The sequence below is a fragment of the Sphingopyxis sp. genome (assembly GCF_035565275.1).
In the GTDB taxonomy this organism is placed as follows: Bacteria; Pseudomonadota; Alphaproteobacteria; order Sphingomonadales; family Sphingomonadaceae; genus Sphingopyxis.
The window spans coordinates 1-4,497 of record NZ_DATMST010000087.1 but is presented as its reverse complement, the minus strand read 5'-3'; the positions used below and the strand labels follow the sequence as shown (position 1 = coordinate 4,497).

At 66.6% G+C, this 4,497-nt stretch carries 4 protein-coding genes and 1 pseudogene; all 5 read left to right on the top strand.

Annotated elements, in window-relative coordinates:
- Nucleotides 1-245, top strand: a pseudogene (locus tag VN047_RS06690) (hypothetical protein); the annotation flags it as partial.
- Entirely contained in the window at nucleotides 242-1,345 is a 1,104-nt protein-coding gene (locus tag VN047_RS06685) for an alpha/beta hydrolase (RefSeq protein ID WP_325541310.1), read from the top strand. The pseudogene VN047_RS06690 and the gene VN047_RS06685, both read left to right, overlap by 4 nt.
- Nucleotides 1,342-2,982, top strand: a complete 1,641-nt coding sequence (locus VN047_RS06680; protein ID WP_325541308.1) for an N-acyl-D-amino-acid deacylase family protein — start codon at nucleotides 1,342-1,344, stop codon at nucleotides 2,980-2,982. Before VN047_RS06685 ends, VN047_RS06680 begins: the two co-directional genes overlap by 4 nt.
- The gene (locus tag VN047_RS06675; protein WP_325541306.1) at nucleotides 2,979-3,977 is read left to right on the top strand and encodes a dipeptide epimerase; all 999 of its coding nucleotides are present in this window, start codon (nucleotides 2,979-2,981) and stop codon (nucleotides 3,975-3,977) included. The genes VN047_RS06680 and VN047_RS06675 overlap by 4 nt, the downstream gene beginning before the upstream one ends.
- Nucleotides 3,978-4,012: 35 nt before the next feature.
- The coding region (locus VN047_RS06670; RefSeq protein ID WP_325541304.1) for an amidohydrolase family protein at nucleotides 4,013-4,497 on the top strand (485 nt) is incomplete at its 3' end.

Here is a 4,497-nt window from a genome sequence, read left to right as displayed (position 1 = left end):
GGCGCACGCCGCTCGCCAAGCGGTCGCGCGGGGCGATCGCCGGGGCGCTGCTGGTCGGCTGCATGTTCCTTGCCGACCGGTTCGGGCTCGTGACGCTGATCGCCAGCGGATACCGCGCGCTCTCCTGGGTCTTTCTCGGCGTCTATGTCGTCCCGCTGCTGACCGTCGGGATGCTCCGCCTGATCCGGGGTTTTCGCAACGCGGACGACGTGCCGGTGAGAGTTATCGAGGGGGATGTGTCATGACGCCCGATGCGGCGATTACGAAACCGGGCGCATGGAAGCGTGTCCGGCGCTGGCTGAAGCGGATCCTGCTGGGTCTGCTCGCGCTGTTGGTCCTGCTCGTTGTGGTGGGCTCGATCTACGAGGCGCTCGGGCGCAAGAACGCCGCGTCGAAATTTCCCCCTCCCGGACAGCTGGTCGATGTCGGCGGGCGCAAGATGCACATCGACTGCCGGGGCACCGGCTCGCCGACGGTGATTCTCGAATCGGGACTTGGCACCGGCGGTACGACCGACTGGGCGCTGGTTCACGACGAGATCGCGGGCTTCACGCGCACGTGCGCCTATGATCGCGCGGGGATCATGTGGAGCGATCCCAAGGATACGCCGCAGCGCGCCGCTGCCGTTGCCGACGATCTGCATGCGTTGCTGAAGGGCGCGGGGATAAACGACCGGCTGGTGCTTGTGGGCCATTCGATCGGCGGCCCGTACACGCGGACCTATGTCGGGAAATATGGCGATCAGGTTGCCGGGCTGGTGATGGTCGATGCCTCGCATCCCGATCAGGTCGCAAGGCTCGGGAAAGTTTCGAACACGAATGCCCATCCGGGGCAGGTGTCGTGGATCATGCACACCGCAACGGCCCTGTCGTGGACCGGTGCCGTGCGATTTGCGATGGCGAACGCCGGTCAGGGAAAGCTGCCGAAGGAGGCGGCCGCCCGGATGGCCGCCTATGCCAGCAAGTCGGTGAAAGGCGCGACGTCGGAACTCGACGGGTTCGATGCGACGATGGACGACGCGCGCGCCGTTCGCAGTTTCGGGACCCGGCCGCTGATCGTGTTGACCGCGATGGCGCCTTTCAAACCCGCAGAGCTCAAAGGTTTGGGGATCAAGGCGTCCGAGGGTGCGCGGTTCAAGCAGGAGTGGAAAATCCTGCATGCCGAGCAGGCGGCGCTTTCGACACGCGGCCGTCAGCAGATTGTGCCTGACGCCGGCCATTATATCCAGATCGACCGCCCCGACGTCGTGATTGCCGCGGTCCGCGAGGTGGTGGGCGATGTACGCGCCGATCCGGGACCAGATAACCCCGCCGGGCACGGGGCCACCGAAAGGGAGAAGAAATGATGAAGCGTAAAATCCTGCTCGGCGCCCTGTCGGCGCTGCCGCTGCTGCTCGCCGCGAACACGCCGGCCCCCGAATATGACATCGTGATCCGGAACGGCCGCGTGCTCGACGGTGCGGGCAACCCGTGGGTCAGCGCCGATGTCGCGGTGAAGGACGGCAGGGTGGCCAAGGTCGGCCGGATTTCGGGCCGCGGTGCCAGGGAAATCGACGCGACGGGCCGCTATGTCGCGCCCGGCTTTATCGACATGATGGACCAGTCGGGCCGCGTCCTGCTCAAGAACGGGCTGGCCGAGAACAAGCTGCGCATGGGCGTGACGACGGTGATCGCCGGCGAAGGCGGGCCGCCGGCTGAGGCAGCCGAGATTCCGGCGCATTTCAGGACGCTCGAACAGCAGGGAATCTCGGTCAATTACGGCACCTATTATTCGGCGACGCAAGCGCGCGTGAAGGTGATGGGCGACGGCGCAGGATCGCCGACCGCCGCGCAGCTCGACGCGATGGGACGCGAGGTCCGGATCGCGATGGAGAATGGAGCGTTCGGCATCACCAGCGCGCTCATCTATCCGCCGAGCAGCTTCCAGACAACGTCGGACCTCGTCACGCTGGCGAAGGTCGCGGCGCAATGCGACGGCTTTTATGCGACGCACATGCGCGACGAGAGCGAGGGGCTGGTCAAGGCGGTCGAGGAAGCGATCGAGATCGGCGAAAAGGGCGGGGTGAAGGTCGAAATCTTTCACCTCAAGGCCGGCTATGCGCCCGGCTGGGGCAAGCTGATGCCGCAGGCAGTCGCGACGATCAATGCGGCGCGGGCGCGCGGGGTCGATGTCGCGGCGGACCTTTATCCCTATACGGCGGGCGGCACCGGGCTTGAGGTCATCGCACCGAGCTGGGTGTGGGCCGACGGCGTCCAGAAGGGCATCGAACGGCTGCGCGATCCCAAGCTGCGCGAACGGATGAAGAAGGAAGTCGCCGCCGGGTCGATGCCCGGCTGGTCGAACCTCGTCCACGCATCGGGCGGTTTTGCCAATGTCCGGCTCGCCAACGGTTTCAGCGAGAAATACAAGCCTTATCACGGCAAGAGCCTCGCCGAGATCGGCAAGGCGCTGAACCGCGACCCGGCCGATGTCGCGTGGGACATATTGCTCGAAGGCCTGCCCAACCGCTCGGTCGCGCTCTATTTCATGATGAGCGAGCAGGACATCGAGACCGCACTGAAGCAGCCGTGGGTCAGCATCGGCAGCGACGCCGCGGCGTCGGAGAAGTTCGGCGAGATGGACGCGCTCGGCCTGCCGCACCCGCGTGCCTATGGCACCTTCCCGCGCATCATCGCCGAATATGTGAAGCGCCGTCCGATATTGTCGCTCGAAGATGCGGTGCGCAAGATGACGGGCTGGCCCGCCCAGCGCATGGGGCTCAGCGACCGCGGGCTGATCCGCGACGGGATGCGCGCCGATATCGTCGTTTTCGATCTCGGCAAGCTCGACGATGTCGCGAACTGGGAAAACCCCATGGCGGCGCCGACCGGGGTCGAGACCGTGATCGTCAACGGCGTCGTCACGCTCGCCGATGGCAAGCACAGCGGTGCGAAGGCCGGCGCGGTGTTGCGCCACGGCTGCGGTGCGGCGGCCAAGCCATGACCTCGACGTTATCGCTTGATTATACGGTAGAGAGCTTCGCGCTCGCCAAGCCGTTCCGCATTTCGGGGCATGTCTTTACCGACTCGCCGGTCGTTGTCGTCACCGTCTCGGACGGCGTCCACCGCGGACGCGGCGAGGCGGCGGGGGTCTATTATCTGGGCGACGACGTCGCGGCGATGACCGCCGCGATCGACGGCGCGCGCAACGCGGTCGAGGCTGGAGTCTCGCGCGATGAATTGCAGCAACTGCTGCCCGCAGGCGGGGCACGTAATGCGATCGACTGCGCGCTGTGGGAACTCGACGCGCGGCGTAGCGGAACGCCGGTGCACGTGCTGGCAGGACTGCCCGAGCCGCAGCCGCTCCGCACGACCTTCACGCTCGGCGCCGACGATCCCGATGTGATGGCAGCAGGCGCGCGCGAATTCGCTGAGGCGCGCGCGCTGAAGCTGAAGCTCACCGGCGACCTCGACCTCGACATCGCGCGCGTCGATGCGGTGCGCGCGGCGCGGCCCGATTGCTGGATCGGCGTCGACGCCAATCAGGGCTTTGCGATCGGCGAACTCGACCGGCTCGTCGCCGCGCTCGTCGATGCCGATGTGAAGCTGCTCGAACAGCCGCTCGCGCGCGGGCGTGAAGCCGACCTCGACGGTTATCGAAGCCCGATTTCGGTCGCCGCCGACGAAAGCGTGCTGACGCTCGCCGATATCGACGGGCTCGTCGGACGGTTCGATGTCGTCAACATCAAGCTCGATAAATGCGGCGGGCTGACCGAGGGGCTCGCGATGGCGCGCCGCGCGCGCGAGCTCGGCCTTGGCGTGATGGTCGGCAACATGGTGAGCACCAGCCTCGCGATGGCGCCCGCCTTCGTCGTCGGCCAGCTCTGCGACATCGTCGATCTCGACGGTCCGATCTTCCTCGCCGCCGACCGCACGCCCTCGATCGAATATCGGGACGGCGATGCGTGGTGCGGCGAGGCGATATGGGGACGCGGATAACCGCGCCTGGAAAAACAGAGGGAAGGAAAAGGGTCATGAAAAAGGTCATTCTCGCTGCAATAGCATCGACGTTGTTCGCGCAGCCCGCCGCCGCGCAGGAGCCGCCGGCGAAAACCTATATCCACGCCGGCCGCCTGCTCGCCGATCCCGCGAGCGGCAAGGTCGAGACAGGCAAGACGGTCGTTGTCGAGGGCGGCAGGATCGCCGAAATCCGCGACGGCTATGTTGGCGAGGGCGCGGTGATCGACCTTCGCGATGCCTTCGTCATGCCGGGCTTCATCGACAGCCATGTCCACCTGACCTTCGAATCGGGACCGACTAGCCGGCTTGATGCGGTGACCAAATCAACCACCGACCAGGCGTTCGACGGCGTCGTCTTTGCCGGGCGGACGGTGCGCGCGGGGTTCACCACCGTGGTCGATCTCGGCTCGGAACCGCAGGCGATCAACGCGCTGCGCGATGCGATCGCCACCGGCAAGGTCGTCGGCCCGCGCATCGTCGCCGCGGGCGGAGTCGCCGC